The organism is Streptomyces sp. 150FB, assembly GCF_000818195.1.
GTDB lineage: Bacteria > Actinomycetota > Actinomycetes > Streptomycetales > Streptomycetaceae > Streptomyces.
In genome coordinates this window covers 4,271,210-4,287,675 of record NZ_JTHL01000001.1, presented here as the reverse complement: position 1 = coordinate 4,287,675, position 16,466 = coordinate 4,271,210, and the positions used below count along the sequence as shown (strand labels likewise).

Here is a 16,466-nt window from a genome sequence, read left to right as displayed (position 1 = left end):
TCCGGCTCGCCACCGGCCGTACGACCTGGCGCGAGGCGCTGGAAGCGGCGCAGGTCAGCGCCAGCGGAGAGCGCGCCGACCTGTCGGATCTGCTGCCGCTGATGGGCTGAGCGGCGGGGGCGGCGGGCTCTACGCGGAACCGGACCCGGGCATGCCCCGTCCCATGGGCATGCAAAAACACCGGATCATCTCAGTCACAGCCATCGCATTTCTCGCTCTGGCCGCCTGCGGCACGGAGTCCGGATCAGGCGCCGGAAGCGGCTCGGGGCCCGGATCGCGGGTCGGCCCCGAGGACAGCGGAGGCCCCGCCGTCAGCACCGATCTGCCGCTGACCGACGTCCACTGGACGGTCGAAGGCCTGAGCGTCGACGGCAAGAAGTCCGGGGTCCCGGCGGGGGCGGGTCTGGAGATCGGCAAGGACGGCCAGGCGTCGTTCCAGACCGGGTGCAACCACTCCGGCGCGAAGGTCAAGATCTCCGGCGACACGATCACCGTGGGCGAGGCCCCGTCGACGGCCATGAGCTGTTCGAACCAACTGGACGCGTACGAGGCCGACTTCGGCAAGGCGTTCGCGGGCGAGCTCAAGGCCCAGATGGCGGACGGCAACAAGGGCATGACCCTCACGGCGGCGGACGGCGACACGATCACCCTGACCTCGGAACCGTCCGCCGCGCTGGTCGGGACCTGGACCCTGGCCACGCTGAAGGGCGACTCGAAGGCGGGCGTGAAGGTGCCCAGGGCCGTCGCGGACAAGGTGTCCATCACCTTCGCCGAGAGCGGGACGGACGCGGGTACGGGTACGGCGCGGGGCAACCTCGGCTGCAACAGGTTCAGCACCACCACGAAGGTCTCGGGCTCGACGGTCACCTTCGGCCGGGTGACCACCACGCGCATGGCGTGCGGAGAGCCCCAGATGACGGTGGAGCGCGAGATGCAGCAGGTACTGAAGGGGAAGGTCACCTACAAGCTGAACCACGCGGGCCTGTCCCTGACGGCCGCCGACGGCGCGAGCCTGACGGCGAGGCCGGGAGCCCGGTCCTGAGCCCGGCATCCGACACCTCGCGGCTCTCACGCGGTGTCACCCACCGTATCCGTAGCGCCCAAAACTTACGCGGACCGTATCCCCAATTCGGACCAGTGGTCGATCTCGCCTACACTCGGTGGCGTGCCTCGTGGTGATGGGAAACTCAACCACGACCTGCTCCCCGGTGAGAAGGGCCCCCAGGACGCTTGTGGCGTCTTCGGAGTCTGGGCCCCGGGCGAAGAGGTCGCCAAGCTCACCTACTTCGGACTGTATGCCCTGCAGCACCGTGGACAGGAGTCCGCGGGCATCGCAGTGAGCAACGGGTCCCAGATTCTGGTTTTCAAGGATATGGGCCTGGTCTCACAGGTCTTCGACGAAACATCGCTCAGCTCTCTCCAAGGTCATATCGCCGTGGGCCACGCCCGCTACTCCACCACCGGAGCCTCGGTGTGGGAGAACGCGCAGCCGACCTTCCGGGCGACCGCTCACGGCTCCATGGCGCTCGGCCACAACGGCAATCTGGTCAATACGAAGCAGCTCGCCGAGATGGTCGCCGCTCTCCCCAAGGAGAACGGCCGCTCCTCGCACGTCGCCGCCACCAACGACACCGACCTGATCACGGCGCTGCTCGCCGGTCAGACGGACGCGGACGGCAAGCCCCTCACGGTCGAGGAAGCCGCACCGCTCGTGCTGCCGCACGCCCAGGGCGCCTTCTCGCTCGTCTTCATGGACGAGCACACGCTGTACGCCGCCCGCGACCCGCAGGGCATCCGCCCGCTGGTTCTCGGCCGGCTGGAGCGCGGCTGGGTGGTCGCCTCCGAGAGCGCCGCCCTCGACATCTGCGGCGCCTCCTTCGTCCGGGAGATCGAGCCCGGCGAGATGATCGCCATCGACGAGAACGGTCTGCGGACGTCGCGATTCGCGGAAGCAAAGCCCAAGGGCTGTGTCTTCGAGTACGTGTATCTGGCGCGTCCCGACACCGACATCGCCGGGCGGAATGTCTACCTCTCCCGGGTGGAGATGGGCCGGAAACTCGCGAAAGAAGCTCCCGCCGAGGCCGATCTGGTCATAGCGACTCCGGAGTCGGGGACCCCCGCGGCCATCGGGTACGCGGAGGCCAGCGGCATTCCGTACGGCTCGGGCCTGGTCAAGAACGCCTATGTCGGCCGGACCTTCATCCAGCCCTCACAGACCATCCGCCAATTGGGCATCAGGCTGAAACTGAACCCGCTCAAGGAGGTCATCAGGGGCAAGCGCCTGGTGGTCGTCGACGACTCGATCGTCCGCGGCAACACCCAGCGCGCCCTGGTGAAGATGCTCCGCGAGGCGGGCGCCGCCGAGATCCACATCCGGATCTCGTCCCCGCCGGTCAAGTGGCCGTGCTTCTTCGGCATCGACTTCGCCACCCGGGCCGAGCTGATCGCCAACGGCATGTCGATCGAGGAGATCGGTACGTCCCTGGGCGCCGACTCCCTCTCGTACATCTCCATCGACGGAATGATCGAGGCGACGACGATCGCCAAGCCCGATCTCTGCCGGGCCTGCTTCGACGGCGTCTATCCGATGGACCTGCCGGACCCCGAGCTGCTCGGCAAGCAGCTCCTGGAGACCGAGCTGGCAGCGGGACCCGCCAGTACCGCGGCCTCGGACGCCCTCCGACGCCCGTAACGCCTTCGTACGGCTCCACGTACGACGACACGAAAGTTCCCAGTCATGTCTGAGTCGATCACTGGTGTCAGCTACGCCGCCGCGGGCGTCGACATCGAAGCCGGTGACCGCGCGGTCGAGCTGATGAAGGAGTGGGTCGGCAAGACCCGGCGCCCCGAGGTCCTCGGCGGCCTCGGCGGCTTCGCCGGGCTCTTCGACGCCTCCGCGCTCAAGGGGTACGAGCGTCCGCTGCTCGCCTCCGCCACGGACGGCGTCGGCACGAAGGTCGACCTCGCCCGCCGGATGGGTGTGTACGACACGATCGGGCACGACCTGGTCGGCATGGTCGTGGACGACCTGGTCGTCTGCGGCGCCGAGCCGCTCTTCATGACCGACTACATCTGTGTCGGCAAGGTGCACCCGGAGCGGGTCGCCGCCATCGTCAAGGGCATCGCCGAAGGCTGTGTGCTGGCCGGCTGCGCGCTGGTCGGCGGCGAGACCGCCGAGCACCCCGGACTGCTCGGCGAGGACGACTTCGACGTCGCCGGCGCCGGTACGGGCGTGGTCGAGGCGGACCGGCTGCTCGGCGCGGATCGTATCCGTACGGGTGATGCCGTGATCGCCATGGCGTCCTCAGGGCTTCACTCGAACGGGTTCTCGCTGGTGCGGCATGTGGTCTTCGGCCGGGCCGGCTGGTCGCTGGACCGGGAGGTCGCCGAGTTCGGGCGGACCCTGGGCGAGGAGCTGCTGGAGCCCACGAAGATCTACTCGCTGGACTGCCTGGCGCTCACCCGGACGGCCGACGTACACGCTTTCAGCCATGTCACCGGCGGCGGCCTCGCGGCGAATCTGGCCAGGGTCGTCCCCGAGACGCTGCACGCCAGGGTGGACCGCTCGACCTGGCAGCCCGGCGCCGTCTTCGACGTCGTCGGCACCGCCGGGGCCGTGGAGCGCCTCGAACTGGAGAAGACGCTGAACATGGGCGTCGGCATGATCGCCGTCGTCCCCGCCGACTCGGTGGACGTCGCGCTCGCCACGCTGGCCGACCGGGGCGTGGACGCCTGGGTGGCCGGCGAGATCACCGAACGTGGTGACCACACCACCGGAGCGGCCCTGACCGGTGACTACGCGAAGTAACGGTAGCCGCGGGCCCGGCCGCCGGATCCACCGTCGGCCGGCCCCCGCACAGCTCGCCGGACAACACAGAACCCGATCCAGGACTGCGGCCCCGGACCGGGTCGGTGACGTGACGCTCGGTGATGTCAATGCATGAAGCATGTTCAGTTGTGCGAGTAGTGCTGACGCTCAGTTCTGCGGATGTTCAGCGTTACGGACGTCAAGCGCCGCGGCGCTGCGCCGAGGGCCCGGACTCGTCGTCCTCGTCCTCTGCGTCGTTGTCGTTGTACCGATCCGCATACTGTGCGTACGGGTCATCTTCCTCGTCGTCGTCCTCGAACGGCTCAGCGTTCGGCGGTTGACTCGAAGGCGATGCGCCCAGCTCGTTGGCCAGACGCGACAGATCAGTCCCGCCGCTGTTGTACTTCAGCTGGCGGGCGACCTTCGTCTGCTTGGCCTTGGCCCGGCCGCGCCCCATGGCTCGACCCCCTCGGTGACGGGGCTCGACGGCCCCAGAGTCTTGACACGCGTTCATGTTTCAGAACGAGCTCTCCGCGGAGAGGCCCGTCCGTAGGGCTTCAACGGTACCTGCTTCCGTGGCCATACGGTACGCCGCCCGCAGGAGATGCCCCGGTACAGAACCCGCGAGACGTGCCGTCCTCGCTGGTCAGATGCGATTTTAACCTCTTCTGGAGGGGCGACCCGCCGACCGGCGTGAGTCTCGTCTCCCCCCGGCCTCCGGCCGCCCCTCCAGGGCCCTACCTGCGGCGGCTCTCCGCCATCCGGTGCTCGGCGATCCTGTCGGCGGCGGCGGCCGGCGGAATCCCGTCTTCCTTCGCACGTGCGAAGATCGAAAGCGTGGTGTCGAAGATCTTCGCGGCCTTGGCGCGGCAGCGTTCGAAGTCGAAGCCGTTCAGCTCGTCGGCGACCTGGATGACGCCGCCCGCGTTGACGACGTAGTCGGGCGCGTAGAGGATCCCGCGGTCGGCGAGGTCCTTCTCGACGCCCTGGTGGGCGAGCTGGTTGTTGGCGGCCCCGCAGACGACCGTCGCGGTCAGGACCGGCACGGTCTCGTCGCTGAGCGCGCCGCCGAGAGCGCACGGGGCGTAGACGTCGAGGCCCTCCGTACGGATGAGCGCCGCGGTGTCGGCCGCCACCCGGACCTGCGGGTGCCGGTCGGTGATCAGGGCCACCGACTCGTCCCGTACGTCCGTGATCACGACCTCGGCGCCGTCCTGGAGCAGGTGCTCCACGAGGTGGTTGCCGACCTTGCCGACGCCGGCGATGCCGACCGTACGGCCGCGCAGCGAGGGATCGCCCCACTGGTGCTGTGCCGAGGCGCGCATGCCCTGGAAGACGCCGAAGGCGGTCAGTACGGACGAGTCGCCCGCGCCGCCGTTCTCGGGGGACCGCCCGGTCGTCCAGCGGCACTCGCGGGCGACCACGTCCATGTCGGCCACATAGGTGCCGACGTCGCACGCGGTGACGTAACGGCCGCCCAGGGACGACACGAATCGGCCATATGCCAGCAGCAGGTCCTCGGACTTCAGTTGTCCGGGGTCGCCGATGATCACGGCCTTGCCGCCGCCGTGGTCGAGACCGGCCAGCGCGTTCTTGTACGACATGCCCCTGGAGAGGTTCAGCGCGTCGGTGACGGCCTCTTCCACGGACGCGTACGGGTAGAAGCGGGTGCCGCCGAGGGATGGGCCCAGGGCGGTCGAGTGGATGGCGATGACGGCCTTGAGGCCACTGGCACGGTCCTGGCAGAGCACAACCTGCTCGTGGCCGCCCTGCTCGGAGTTGAACAGGGTGTGCAGGACACCGTCGGTCGGATCGGTCACTGTGGTGACTCCCAAGTGCGAAACGGTGGGGCGGGCCCTCCCGGGGGGTGTGGGGAAGGCCCGGTAGGGCAACACGAGCGTAGGCCCCGAGAGCACGCGGATCAGCCGGACTGCGGCGCAGTGCTCGGGATCACCCTCCTTGTGAGTGAGGGCATGGCACGATTTGCCGCATGCCAGCGGTGTCAGCGGTTCTCGTGCCTTACACGTCCTACCTGCGGGTGTACGAGCCGCTGGCCGCCTTTCCCGAGCCGGAGAGGAGCCACTGGGCGGACTACGCCCGGCGCGGCGGTACCCCGACGGCCCAGGACGAACAGCGCCGTTCGCTGGCGGACCTGCTGCCGACCCCGCCCGTGCCCGTACCGGTGCACGAGAGCGGCGACGCCTTCATCACGGAGGTCGACGACGTCCTGTGCGTCTGCCCCTGGCGGACCAGGCTGCGCGGCTGGCTGGCGCTGGAGGAGCTGCCTGAGCTGCTGCCGGCGCCGCTGCTGGAGGCCGTACTGCCCGCGGTCGTGCGCGATCAGGCCGCCGCGGACTACGAGCGGTGGCGGGAACGGAATCCCGACGCGCGGCCGTGGATCAGGACGGCGGCCTGGCAGGTGCCCGTGCGGTGGTTCACGCTCTTCTCGGACGACGAACGTGAGTACGAGGTCGGTGGCGCCCAGGTGGGTGAGGAGGAAGCCGGGTCGCCGAAGGCGCCCGTGCTGCGCTACCGGACCCCGATGGTGCAGGCGCGGCGGCGCCTCGCGCGCGCCCTGAAGGCGCTGCGCGACGCGATGGACGAGGGGCCGCTGATCGAGGGGCTGGTCGACGTGGGGCGGTGGCTGGAGGAGTTTCACCCGCGTTCACTGGTCGAACTCGACTACGGGGGCCTGGTGCACGCCCTCTCGGCGGAGTGGCTGGAGGAGGATCACTCGGCGGCCGACGTGGCTTCGGGGATCGCCGCGCTGCGGGCCGGCGACGGCGAAGGGGCGGGAGAGGCGTACGGACGGCTCTCCGAGCGCTGGCGGACCGTCCGGGACCTCCAGTTCGCCAACTGACGCTCAGAGGCCCGTGGTGGGCCGCTCAGGGCCGCCGTTCCGAACGCCTCTGTTGTCCCTGTCACACCACGCGTCCCTCATGCCCCGTCAGTAAGGCCCCGTTCCGGGCTTTTTTGCCTCAAGCGTGACGGACCGCACTTTCGGGGCTCTTGCGCCCATCGCCCCTCCTCGTGTCAAAATAGGACAAGGAGTCCGGGGAGGGGTCGTTCCATCCACTTTTTGGGCGGAATAATCAGCATTGCACTCTCTGTGGGGGTTCTGGTGACCTCTGATGTTCCTGTGACTGATCGTCACTGGGGCGTGACTGTCCGCTATGGCATGGTCCATCGGCTTCCGCCGCTGATGAACACCTCAGAGGGCAATTCCATCGGTTTGGCCGACGTGGCTGGACGGATGGTGTAGTTGTAGTGCCGAGGACAAGCCGTTCGTCCTATAACCGACTCGGCCCGCGTCCGCCATTTCGGGCAACGTGGGTCAAGGTGCAGAATTTAGAGGAAAGAACCGAGATGGTTCGGTTCTCCCGAGGAGGCCGCTCATGACCGCTCGCACCCCTGATGCCGAGCCGCTGCTGACCCCGGCTGAGGTTGCCACGATGTTCCGCGTGGACCCGAAGACGGTCACGCGCTGGGCAAAAGCAGGCAAGCTCACGTCCATCCGCACGCTCGGTGGGCATCGCCGGTATCGCGAGGCAGAGGTCCGCGCGCTGCTTGCGGGTATTCCGCAACAGCGCAGTGAGGCCTGACACATCACCATCAGGGCTCAACTATTTGGGCTCGACCAGCGCAACAAGATCAACAACCAGGGCGCGGCGGAGTCCCCCAACTCGGTCGTACCCCTCACATAGCTCCACACGACAGGCGCCTGCCCCAACAGGTGCCATGCCCTCGCAACACGGGTAAGTCGTCGATCGCGCTGGACTCCGCCGAGTCCAGCGCGATCTTTTTTATGCCCCAAGAGGCGGCCGTCGCGACCCAGTTCGGGCGGTGTGCACGGGGTGGAGGGGGTGTGTCCGGAGGGGCTCCGAGGTGAGTGCAATTGCACATATAAAATTGATGCGTTGTAGGAAGGGCGTAAGACCCCCGGCTTCGCGATTTGGTTCAGTGACTCCCGTCACACTTCCTAACCCTTGCCAACGACCGGTGGCCCCACTAGCCGTATCACGATCGGCCGTTCGCGCCCGCTCTCCGGCGCCGGCCCGATGTCCGTGTCGCCGCTCCTGTCGCCATCCGTGCCGGATGTCCGCCCCGATTCCATGGCCAGCCGCTGGAGGCGATGGCAGATCGGGCAGTACCCCGTGCGGTGCGGGAAGCCCGAAGCGGCCGCGAGATGGGCGCGCAGGAGCGCCCCTGTCTCGTGCCTCGCTGTTGATGCCGTCACGCACCCCACCCCCCGGCGTGGGCCCGGCTGCGGGTGACATACGGGTGCCGGGGCCCTGGTGACTGGATTACCGGTGGCGGAAGGCGCCGTCAATACGCCTGAAGGCCCGGATCCAGTGGATCCGGGCCTTCAGGGACACTCTTGTGTCTGTTGTTCGTATCTGTTGTTCGTGCGCCGTACTCAACTGCGGTCCTGACGGGATTTGAACCCGCGGCCTCCACCTTGACAGGGTGGCGAGCACTCCAAGCTGCTCCACAGGACCAGATCCGCTGCCCCGTACCGGCGGCTGCGAAGTCAGACTGTACAGCAGCTCAGAGGGTGCGGTCGAACTGACGGCTGCCGCCCTCCCGCACCACCGGCGGAGCCCCGGCCGGAGCGCCCGGATCCCCTACGGGGCCGCCGCGTCGATCGCCTTCACGATGCGCTTGTCGGACACCGGCTGCGCCGTACCGAGCGCGTGTGCGAAGTAGCTCACCCGCAGCTCCTCGATCATCCAGCGGATGTCCAGGACCTGTTGCGGGACCGGCCGGCCCTGCGGCAACTGCTCCAGCAGCCAGGCGTACTCGTCCAGCATCTCGTGGACCTTCGCCATCCGGGTGGTGTCCCGCTGGACGTTGGTCGGCATCTGCTGCAACCGCCGGTCGGCCGCCACGAGATAGCGCATCAGGTCCGGCAGCCGCCGCAGCCCGGTACGGGTCACGAAGCCGGCCGGTACGAGGAACGTGAGCTGGTCCTTGACGTCCTGGACGTTGGCGAGCAGCACCGGGCTCGTGGTGGCCTTCAGACGGCGCTCACAGGCCTGCCAGGCGGCCAGGATCTGCTGCACGTGGTCGACCGTGCGCACCGTCGCGTCGACGAGGTCGGCGCGCACCTTCTCGTACAGCTTGCGGAACGACTCCTCGTCCCACGCCGGACCGCCGTGGTCGGCGATCAGCCGGTCGGCGGCCGCCGTCGCGCAGTCCTCGAACAGCGCCTGGACGGAGCCGTGCGGATTACGGGACAGCGCCAGCTTGGCCTGGTTGGTGAGCTTGTCCGAGGCGAACTTGGCCGGGTTGACCGGGATGTTCAGCAGGATCAGCCGCCGCGTGCCCGCCCACATAGCCTGCTGCTGCTCGGCCTCCGTGTCGAAGAGCCGTACGGCGACACTCGCGCCCTGGTCGACCAGCGCCGGGTACGCCCTGACCGGCTGGCCGGCCCGCCGGGTCTCGAAGACCCGGGAGAGCGCGCCGATCGTCCAGTCGGTGAGGCCGGTGCGTTCGATGGCCTCGCCGCCGGAGCGCTCGGCGGTCGCCGCTGCGGCCTGGGAGAGCGCCTGGCGGGCCTTGGGACGCAACTGGAGCTTGAGGGCGTCCAGATCCTTTCCCTCGGCGTTCCGGGCGACCTGGCGGCGCCGCTCATCGACGATCCGGAATGTGATCTTGAGGTGATCCGGAATCCGGGTCAGGTCGAAGTCGTCCGCCCGCACCGGCACGCCGACCATCCGCTGGAGCTCGCGCGCGAGGGTGACCGGCAGCGGCTCCTGGAGCGGCACCGCGCGCTCCAGGAACGCCGAGGCGTAGTTCGGCGCCGGCACGTAATGGCGGCGGATCGGCTTCGGCAGGGAGCGGATCAGCTCCATGACCACGTCCTCGCGCAGACCGGGGATCTGCCAGTCGAAGCCCTCGGAGGTGACCTGGTTGAGCACCTGGAGCGGTACGTGGACGGTCACGCCGTCCGCGTCGGCGCCCGGTTCGAACTGGTACGTGACCCGGAACCTCAGCGCGCCCTGCTGCCAGGAGTCCGGATAGTCGTCCTTGGTGATGGCGCCCGCGGACTCGTTGATGAGCATCGACCGCTCGAAGTCGAGCAGCTCGGGCTCTTCCTTGCGCTTGTGCTTCCACCACGAGTCGAAGTGCGCCCCGGAGACCACATGGTCGGGCACCCGGCCCTCGTAGAAGTCGTACAGCGTCTCGTCGTCCACGACGATGCCGCGCCGCCTGGCGCGGTGCTCCAACTCCTCCACCTCGCCGAGAAGTTTGCGATTGTCATGGAAGAACTGGTGGTGCGTACGCCAGTCACCCTCGACCAGCGCGTTGCGGATGAAAAGGTCGCGGGACGCCTCGGGATCGATACGGCCGAAATTCACCTTGCGCTGGGCGACGATCGGCACCCCGTACAGGGTGACCTTCTCGTACGCCATCACGGCCGCCGCGTCCTTCTCCCAGTGCGGCTCGCTGTAGGAGTGCTTGAGGAGATGGCCGGCGAGCGGCTCGATCCACTCGGGGTCGATCTTCGCGTTGACCCGCGCCCAGAGGCGGGAGGTCTCGACCAGTTCGGCGGACATGATGAAGCGCGGGGTCTTCTTGAAGAGCGCCGAGCCGGGGAAGATCGCGAACTTCGCGCTGCGGGCGCCCAGATACTCGTTCTTGGCGCCGTCCTTCACATCCTTCATGCCGATGTGCGACAGCAGGCCCGCCAGCAGCGACTGGTGGACGGCCTGGTCGGGGGCGTTGGTGTCCTCGTCGCCCAGCTTGAGGCCCATCTGCCGCGCCACCGAGCGGAGTTGGGAGTAGATGTCCTGCCACTCCCTGATCCGCAGGAAGTTCAGGTACTCCGATTTGCACATACGGCGGAACGCGGAGGACGAGAGCGTCTTCTGCTGCTCCCGGACATAGCGCCACATGTTGAGCAGAGCGAGGAAGTCGGACGTCTCGTCCTTGAAGCGGGCGTGCTGCTGATCGGCCTGGGCCTGCTTCTCCGCCGGGCGCTCGCGCGGGTCCTGGATGGAGAGCGCCGAGGCGATCACCATCACTTCGCGTACGCAGCCGTTCCGGTCGGCCTCGATGACCATCCGCGCGAGGCGCGGGTCGACGGGCAGTTGCGAGAGCTTACGGCCGAGCGGGGTCAGCTTCTTCTTCGCGTCCTTCTCCGCCGGGTCGAAGGCGCCGAGTTCCTGGAGGAGTTGCACACCGTCGCGGATGTTGCGGTGGTCCGGCGGGTCGATGAAGGGGAACTTCTCGATCTCACCGAGGCCGGCGGAGGTCATCTGGAGGATGACGGACGCCAGATTCGTCCGGAGGATCTCCGCGTCGGTGAACTCCGCGCGTGAGGTGAAGTCGTCCTCGGAGTACAGCCGGACGCAGATTCCGTCCGACGTACGGCCGCAGCGCCCCTTGCGCTGGTTGGCGCTGGCCTGCGAGATCCGTTCGATCGGCAGCCGCTGCACCTTCGTACGGTGGCTGTAGCGCGAGATACGGGCCGTGCCCGGGTCGATCACGTACTTGATGCCGGGCACGGTCAGCGAGGTCTCGGCGACGTTGGTCGCCAGCACGATCCGGCGGTTGCCGTGGCGCTGGAAGACGCGGTTCTGCTCGGCGTGCGAGAGCCGGGCGTAGAGGGGGAGTACCTCGGTGTTCCTGAGCTTGCGTTTCTCCAGCGCGTCGGCGGTGTCGCGGATCTCGCGCTCGCCGGAGAGGAAGACCAGGATGTCGCCGGGGCCCTCCGACTGGAGTTCGTCGACGGCGTCGGAGATCGCGGTGAGCTGGTCGCGGTCGCCCTCCTCGCCGTCCTCTTCGAGGAGCGGGCGGTAGCGGACCTCGACCGGGTACGTACGGCCCGAGACCTCGACGATCGGCGCGTCGCCGAAGTGCCGGGAGAAGCGCTCCGGGTCGATGGTCGCCGAGGTGATGACGACCTTGAGGTCAGGGCGGCGGGGGAGGAGCTGGGCGAGATACCCCAGCAGGAAGTCGATGTTGAGGCTGCGCTCGTGCGCCTCGTCGATGATGATCGTGTCGTACGCGAGGAGTTCGCGGTCCGTCTGGATCTCGGCGAGCAGGATGCCGTCCGTCATCAGCTTGACGATCGTCGTGTCCTGGTTGACCTGGTCGGTGAAGCGGACCTTCCACCCGACGGCCTCGCCCAGCGGCGTGTTCAGCTCGTCGGCGACCCGCTCGGCGACGGTGCGCGCCGCGATCCGGCGGGGCTGGGTGTGCCCGATCATGCCGCGCACCCCCCGGCCCAGCTCCATACAGATCTTGGGGATCTGGGTCGTCTTGCCCGACCCGGTCTCACCGGCGACGATCACGACCTGGTGGTCGCGTATCGCCTCCAGGATCGTGTCCTTCTTCTGGCTGACGGGTAGCTGTTCGGGGTAGCTGACGGCGGGCACGGCTTCGCCGCGCCGCCGGGTCCTCAGCGCGGCCTTCTCGGCCTCGGCGGCGATCTCGTCCAGCACGGTCTGCCGGGCTTCGGGCTTACGGATGCGCCGGGAGCCTTCGAGCCGGCGGCCGAGCCGCTGCGCGTCGCGCAGCGAGACCTCGGTCAGCAGGGTCTGGAGGTCGGCGAAGGAAGTAGACATACCGGAACCAGGATCTCACCCCGCGCCGCGACCGGGCGAACCAGTTTCCCGCGAGGGCGGCCGGGGGTGGCTCGCGCCCCGCACCGAGCGGTCAGAGCAGGGCTTTCATCGACATCAGCAGATGGCGATGTGTGCCCCGTTCGTCGCTGAGGAGCGCGCGCTGTCCGGGCCCCAGCAGCTCGCAGCGGACGGTCTCCGACTCGAACGACGACACCGCGTCCAGCAGGTAGCCGGGGTTGAAGGCGACCGTCATGGTCTCGGCCCCCGTCAGCGTGGCGGGGACGCGCTGCGACGCCACGTCGTCCTCGTACCCGGCCTGGAGCAGTACGGAGCCCTCGGCGAAGTCGAGTCGCAGCGGGCTGTCCCGCTCGGCGACGACCCCGACGCGTTTCACCGCCTCGGTGAGCGCGGCGCGCCCGATCTCCGCCGTCGCGGTGGTCTCCATGGCGAACAGGGTGTCGTGACGCGGCAGCCGGCCGTCCAGCAGTCGCACGGTGGTGCGGATGCCGTCGCCCTCGATGCCGAGGACGCCGCCGCTGCCGCCGCCCCTCTCGCCGAGGAAGATCCGTACGGTCCCGGCCTTGGCCAGGGCGCGGGCCGTTTCCGCCAGCCGCCGCGAAGGTACGACGACATCCACCGCGTCGGCCCCCGGGACTGCGGCCTCCGAGGGCTTCCACTCCAGCTCACGGATCGCGTACCGGTACCGGTCGGTCGCGCCGAGTGTCATCGTCCCGCCGTCCAGCCCGATCCGGATCCCGGTGAGGACGGGCAGGGTGTCGTCCCGCCCCGCCGCCACCGCGACCTGGGACACAGCGGCGGCGAAGGCCGCCGCGTCCACCTCGCCGCGGAACGCCGGCAGCGCGGGCAGCGCCGGATACTCGTCGAGCGGCAGTACGGAGAGCCCGAACCGCGCGCCGCCGCCCTCCACCGAGAAGCGCGTCCCTTCGAGCACGCACACCACGGGCCCCTCGGGCAGCACCCGGCAGATGTCGGCCAGCCGCCTCCCCAGCACCAGAGCCCGCCCGGGCCGCACGACCTCGGCCGGTACGTCGATCCGTGACGACGCCTCGTAGTCGAACCCGGCCACCCGCAGCCGGTCCCCTTCCGCCTCCAGCAGCAGCCCGCCCAGCACCGGCATCGGCGACCGGGCGGGCAGCGCGCGGGCCGCCTGGGCCACGGCCTCGCCCCAGACACCTCGGTCGATACGGAACTCCATGCCGGGCCTCCCCCGCTGCGCGACCGCGCCCACCGCTCGTCGTCCCGGGGACGCTATCGGCACCCACTGACAACGCGGCCTGAGCAGGGAAGGAGCGGAAAACAGCGGAAGCCCCGATCCAGAGGATCGAGGCTTCTCAACTGTGGCTGGGGCCGGGATCGAACCGGCGACCTATCGCTTTTCAGGCGATCGCTCGTACCAACTGAGCTACCCAGCCACGCAACGCGGACGTTGCAGCGGTCCTGACGGGATTTGAACCCGCGGCCTCCACCTTGACAGGGTGGCGAGCACTCCAAGCTGCTCCACAGGACCAAGCATTGTGCGAGCACCAGTCTCGCACACGATCAGGCGTGCCCCACACGGGTTTCCGACCGCTGCTGAACAGAGCGGAACCCCTGATGAACCAACCTGGGTTTACGACTGCCGGGCCTCCGCCGCACTGCCCGAAGGGTGTTCCTGGGGGCCCGATGTCGCTGAATGAGCGTATCAGAATGCCGCTCGTGCTCCGTCCCCATATGCGGTGCGCGAGCAGCCCGGGCGGGCTGATGCGTGAGACTGCCGGGGTGACCTCCGTACCTCCGCATCCTGCTCCCGCATTACGGCTTCCCGCGCGGTACGCGCTACGGGAGGTGGTCGCCGTACGCCACGGGGAGAGCACGGCGAACGTGCTGTACGCCGAAGCCGCGCGCACCGGCTCGACGGACCTCCCGCTGACGGGCCGCGACGCCGACGTACCGCTGTCGGAGCTGGGCCGGCGGCAGGCGGAGGCGCTCGGCGGCTGGCTGGCCGGCCTCGGTCCCGCGCATCGGCCGGACCTCGCCGTCTGCTCCACCTATCTGCGGGCCAGGGAGACCTGGGAGGCCATGGCCGGTGTGGCGGCGGAGCGAGGGCGGCCGGCGATCCCGCTGCTGGTCGACGAGCGGTTGCGGGACCGGGAGATGGGCGTCTTCGAACTCCACCCGCCGGAAGCGGTCCTGGCCCGCGCGCCCGAGGAGTCGGCCCGCCGCGCCAGGGTCGGGGAGTGGAACTACCGGCCGCCGGGCGGCGAGTCCCTCGCCGATGTCGCCCTGCGCGTACGCGACTTCCTCGACGGGCTCGACGCGGTCGCCGGCGGGCGGCGGGTTCTGCTGATCTCGCACGACGCCGTCGTGGTGTCCCTGCGGTACGTCGTGGAAGGCATCGGCGCTCCCGTGCCGGACGGGATCACCCCCGTACCCAACGCCTCCGTGTCCGTCTGGACGGGCGAAGGGACCCGGCTGCGGCTGGACGAGTTCGGCGGGACCGGTCACCTCGTGTCCGGCTGAGCGATCCTCCTCAGGAGGAAGGTTCCCAGGGCCCCCACGGCGGTGCAGAATCACCACCATGGGGGAACAGCGGGAACAGCGGGAAATACCGGAATTCCTGGCTTCGGTCGAGAGTCAGTTGCTGTCCGACGGGTGCGAGCCGCGCTGGGAGGACTGGGCGGGTACGCCTGTCCTGATCGGCCGGCGGGCCGACTTCCGGTTCCGCTGGATGGCGACGAACCTGCATCTGTTCACGATCGCGGCGGCCGTCCCGGAGATCACGGTCCCGGTCGTCGACGCCTTCACCACGCAGTCGCTGAGCTACGCGCGGAAGAACAAGCCCGGCCTGCCGGTGGGGCTCCAGACGGGTGCCGCCGTCTTCCCCGTACTGGTCAGCGAGCGGGTCGATCCGGCCGCCATGGCCTGGGCGAAGGAGAAGCAGCGCAACCAGTTCGCGTGCTTCGCACGGCCGGTCGTCGTGGACGCCGGACGGCGGTACGTCGGTCTCTACGAGGGCAGGCCGACGCTGGGGCGGGCGTACGCGTCCCACCTCATCGACAAGGGCACCCGCTACTTCCACGCGCCGGGCTGGAACATCGCCTGAGGCGGCTGTGAGGGCGGTTGGCCCCACTGGCCTCCCCGTCAGGCCGCGCTGAAGTAGTGGCCCAGGTCGAGGTCGGCGATCAGGCCCGGGTGGGCCGGCTTCCAGCCGAGGAGCTGCTGGGTGCGCGCGCTGGAGGTGGGGTTGTCGAGCGGCACGAGGGCCGCGAGGAAGCCGAAGTGGGCCGCTGCCTCCTCCGACGGGACGGCGGCGGTCGGGACACCCAGGTGACGCCCGATGGTTTCGGCGATCAGCCGGAACTCAATGCCCTCGTCGCCCACGACATGCAGCCGTGACCCGGCCGGTGCCTGCTCCAGGGCCAGCCGGAACACACGTCCCGCGTCCAGGGTGTGGCCCGCCGGCCAGCGATTGCCGCCGTCTCCGAGGTAACCGGAGACGCCGGTGGCCCGTGCGACGGCGATGAGCGTCGGGATGAAGCCGTGGTGGTCCAGCGTGCTGTGCACGACCGGGGGAAGCCGGACGGCCGAGACCCTGACCCCGCTCTCGGCGAACTGGATGGCGGTGTTCTCCGCCACGATCCTGGCCTGGGGCCCCTCGCCGGTGGCCAGCACGTCGTCCTCCGTGCCGACGCGCCCCCGCGTGGCCGCAGCGAGCATCCCTGTCCCCGAGGTGATGACGAGGGGCTTGCCGCTGCCGGCGAGGCCCTCGCCCAGTGCCCGTACGGCCGCCACCTCGTCGCGGATCGCGCCGACGTAGTCCCCGGCGCTCATGGCGTCGTGCTTGAACGCGAGATGGATGACACCGTCGGCGGCCGACGCGGCTTCGCGCAGGCCGTCCAGGTCGTCGAGATCCCCGGGGCGGGCCTCGGCGCCGAGGGCTTTCAGGGCGGCGGCCGACGTCTCGGAGCGGGCGAGCCCGACGACCTCGTGGCCGGCGGAGAGAAGTTCGGGAAGGACGGCCGAGCCGACATGGCCGGTCGCTCCGGTGACGAAAACGCGCATGGGAGAAGCCTCCTGGCTCTGGG

At 69.3% G+C, this 16,466-nt stretch carries 12 protein-coding genes, 3 tRNA genes and 1 pseudogene; 7 read left to right on the top strand and 9 right to left on the bottom strand.

What is annotated here, in order from left to right:
* Positions 1–163 precede the first annotated feature (163 nt).
* From QR77_RS18245 to purM, 3 genes are all read left to right on the top strand, one after another.
* A complete protein-coding gene (locus QR77_RS18245) occupies positions 164–1,042 on the top strand; it encodes an META domain-containing protein (protein WP_160310933.1) in 879 nt (292 codons plus the stop codon).
* 123 nt (positions 1,043–1,165) lie between these two features.
* Positions 1,166–2,692: an amidophosphoribosyltransferase gene (gene purF, locus QR77_RS18240; protein ID WP_040022971.1), complete on the top strand. Its 1,527-nt coding sequence runs from the start codon at positions 1,166–1,168 to the stop codon at positions 2,690–2,692.
* A gap of 45 nt (positions 2,693–2,737) precedes the next feature.
* Positions 2,738–3,808: a phosphoribosylformylglycinamidine cyclo-ligase gene (gene purM, locus QR77_RS18235; RefSeq protein ID WP_040022970.1), complete on the top strand. Its 1,071-nt coding sequence runs from the start codon at positions 2,738–2,740 to the stop codon at positions 3,806–3,808.
* A 199-nt stretch (positions 3,809–4,007) separates the two neighbouring features.
* Here purM and QR77_RS18230 read toward each other — a convergent pair whose 3' ends face one another.
* Both QR77_RS18230 and QR77_RS18225 read right to left on the bottom strand, forming a co-directional pair.
* The gene (locus QR77_RS18230; protein WP_040022969.1) at positions 4,008–4,265 is read right to left on the bottom strand and encodes a DUF3073 domain-containing protein; all 258 of its coding nucleotides are present in this window, start codon (positions 4,263–4,265) and stop codon (positions 4,008–4,010) included.
* A gap of 280 nt (positions 4,266–4,545) precedes the next feature.
* Positions 4,546–5,628 carry a Glu/Leu/Phe/Val dehydrogenase dimerization domain-containing protein gene (locus QR77_RS18225; protein WP_040022968.1) on the bottom strand — a complete coding sequence of 361 codons (1,083 nt, stop codon included), beginning with the start codon at positions 5,626–5,628 and terminating at the stop codon, positions 4,546–4,548.
* A 170-nt stretch (positions 5,629–5,798) separates the two neighbouring features.
* On the opposite strand from QR77_RS18225, the gene QR77_RS18220 reads away from it, so the two are divergent.
* The gene (locus tag QR77_RS18220) at positions 5,799–6,668 is read left to right on the top strand and encodes a hypothetical protein (RefSeq protein WP_040022966.1); all 870 of its coding nucleotides are present in this window, start codon (positions 5,799–5,801) and stop codon (positions 6,666–6,668) included.
* Between the two features lie 535 nt (positions 6,669–7,203).
* The gene (gene bldC / locus QR77_RS18215) at positions 7,204–7,410 is read left to right on the top strand and encodes a developmental transcriptional regulator BldC (protein ID WP_003949541.1); all 207 of its coding nucleotides are present in this window, start codon (positions 7,204–7,206) and stop codon (positions 7,408–7,410) included.
* Positions 7,411–7,901: 491 nt separating this feature from the next.
* Here the strand turns inward: bldC and QR77_RS50010 are convergent.
* From QR77_RS50010 to QR77_RS18190, 6 genes and pseudogenes are all read right to left on the bottom strand, one after another.
* Positions 7,902–8,045 (bottom strand): annotated as a pseudogene (locus tag QR77_RS50010) (DUF6274 family protein); the annotation flags it as partial.
* A gap of 187 nt (positions 8,046–8,232) precedes the next feature.
* Positions 8,233–8,307, bottom strand: a tRNA-Asp gene (locus tag QR77_RS18210).
* A 126-nt stretch (positions 8,308–8,433) separates the two neighbouring features.
* Positions 8,434–12,381, bottom strand: coding sequence for an ATP-dependent RNA helicase HrpA (gene hrpA / locus QR77_RS18205; protein WP_040022964.1), 3,948 nt, complete (start codon positions 12,379–12,381; stop codon positions 8,434–8,436).
* A gap of 91 nt (positions 12,382–12,472) precedes the next feature.
* The gene (gene dnaN, locus QR77_RS18200; RefSeq protein WP_040022962.1) at positions 12,473–13,597 is read right to left on the bottom strand and encodes a DNA polymerase III subunit beta; all 1,125 of its coding nucleotides are present in this window, start codon (positions 13,595–13,597) and stop codon (positions 12,473–12,475) included.
* Positions 13,598–13,740: 143 nt separating this feature from the next.
* Positions 13,741–13,814: transfer RNA gene (locus tag QR77_RS18195), tRNA-Phe, on the bottom strand.
* Between the two features lie 20 nt (positions 13,815–13,834).
* A tRNA-Asp gene (locus tag QR77_RS18190) sits at positions 13,835–13,909 on the bottom strand.
* Between the two features lie 251 nt (positions 13,910–14,160).
* On the opposite strand from QR77_RS18190, the gene QR77_RS18185 reads away from it, so the two are divergent.
* Both QR77_RS18185 and QR77_RS18180 read left to right on the top strand, forming a co-directional pair.
* On the top strand, positions 14,161–14,901 hold the full coding sequence (locus QR77_RS18185; protein ID WP_236710721.1) for a histidine phosphatase family protein: 741 nt from the start codon (positions 14,161–14,163) through the stop codon (positions 14,899–14,901).
* 58 nt (positions 14,902–14,959) lie between these two features.
* Entirely contained in the window at positions 14,960–15,484 is a 525-nt protein-coding gene (locus QR77_RS18180; protein ID WP_052488874.1) for a hypothetical protein, read from the top strand.
* Positions 15,485–15,522: 38 nt separating this feature from the next.
* Here the strand turns inward: QR77_RS18180 and QR77_RS18175 are convergent, their stop codons facing one another.
* Positions 15,523–16,443 (bottom strand): SDR family oxidoreductase, encoded by a 921-nt coding sequence (locus QR77_RS18175; protein ID WP_040022959.1) that lies wholly within the window; start codon positions 16,441–16,443, stop codon positions 15,523–15,525.
* Between the last annotated feature and the right edge of the window lie 23 nt (positions 16,444–16,466).